The organism is Moorena sp. SIO3I8, assembly GCF_010692325.1.
Classification (GTDB): domain Bacteria; phylum Cyanobacteriota; class Cyanobacteriia; order Cyanobacteriales; family Coleofasciculaceae; genus Moorena.
On the sequence record NZ_JAAHHW010000355.1, the window covers coordinates 1 to 1,573 of the forward strand.

General features: G+C 38.1%; 1 protein-coding gene. It reads left to right on the forward strand.

What is annotated here, in order from left to right; translation table 11 throughout:
• Positions 1–121 precede the first annotated feature (121 nt).
• Positions 122–1,546 (forward strand): transposase, encoded by a 1,425-nt coding sequence (locus F6K51_RS36950; protein WP_293031068.1) that lies wholly within the window; start codon positions 122–124, stop codon positions 1,544–1,546.
• Positions 1,547–1,573: the final 27 nt, after the last annotated feature.

A 1,573-nucleotide genomic window follows, 5' to 3' on the forward strand; every position in this document is an offset into this window, starting at 1 on the left:
TAGGTGGGGTTAGCGAGACCAACAAAAAACACTACCTTTTCTTATTCTTTTGGCAATTCTAGATTAATCATATTTGTGTTAATATAATTTAATAGCCTCTAGAGTGGGGTGTGACTAGACCATGGGTAAAAAAAGCCAAAGAAAAACTAAAAAATCTCAACCTCAACCTCTGATTCGTACAGATGTGTGGCGTTTAGTTACTACTCCCGAACAGAAAGAGATGATGTTGATGACGGTAACCTGCTACCGTAAATATCTTTTACCTTTAGTTTTGATTGTGAATGCACAATGGTCTAATTTAGCCCCTCTAAGTAGCTTAGAATTAGTTTTGGCTGTGGAAAAAATGATTCATGTTACCACAGCTAACCCAAATCCCAAACATAGTTATTATCAGAAAATTGTCAACAAATATCCAGATCACCGTAAGTTTCCCAGCTATTTAAGAAGAGCAGCCATAGCTGAAGCAATTGGCATTGTTTCTAGTTTTCAAACCCGTTATCGTTCTTGGCAGTCGGGAAATCGTAAAAAACGTACAGCTAAAGCACCAAGACTAACAGCAATGTGTAAAACTTACCCGGCTTTGTATAAAGGTCAACAAATTTTATACGGTAAGGATTATCAAACTGTTGCTCTCAAGGTGTGGTCGGGAAAAGATTGGATTTGGTTAACTAATATAGGAGTAAAAAATCACGGAAATAATCGGCATTTAGTTGAGGGCAACAAATTAAAGTCACCTTCTTTAGTGGTGAATAAAACTAAATGTCAGCTCTCAATGCCAGTTCAAATAAAACCAGTAAAAAGAGAAGAAACCGATTATGTTTGTAGTGTTGACTTAGGGATAAATAATGCAGCAACGGCTGCTATCGTCGGGCGGGATGGTACTGTAAAGGCGAGGACTTTTATTAATCCAGCCAGAGACATAGACTATCGCAACAAACGACGAATGATGATAGCCAAAAAAGCTAAACAAACCAGTAATTTAACTGGTCAAACATTACCGAAAGGGTTTTGTGGTGGACTTAACCGCAAGTCAGCTAATCAAAATCTAGAGATTTCTCGAAAAGTAGCCAGACAAATTGTTCAATTCGCCAAGGTGCATGGCGTCAAGGTAATGGTCTTAGAAAATCTCTGGGGATGGAAAGCAAAAGCTGGGAAAAAAAGGTCATTAATGAAACAAAAATTTCACTTATGGTGTCACCGAAAAATTGTCGAAATAATCACAGATAAATGGACAGAATTAGGTGGAAAAGTTCAGACAGTTAATCCTAAATATACCAGTGCGGTAGCCTTTGATGGAAGTGGAAAAGTTAGACGAAGCCAAACAAATTATTCCCTAGCAAAATTCAAGAGTGGAAAACAATATCACGCGGATTTAAACGCTAGTTATAACATCGGTGCTAGATATTGGTATTGCTTAATAGTAGGGGATAAAAACTTTTCTAGGGTGTACGACAGCAAAAGTTCTGACGGCACATTGAGAACGCCAATTGTCCTGGGGACGTTAAGAAATTTAGCTGTTCAAGAGCGAATGAATCCCCATCCATAATCTTTGATTTGGATGGGGTGCGTTCAA

Excerpts from the sequence above, each read along its gene's own strand:
- F6K51_RS36950 (WP_293031068.1), top strand. The coding sequence starts at position 122 with ATGGGTAAAAAAAGCCAAAGAAAAACTAAAAAATCTCAACCTCAACCT.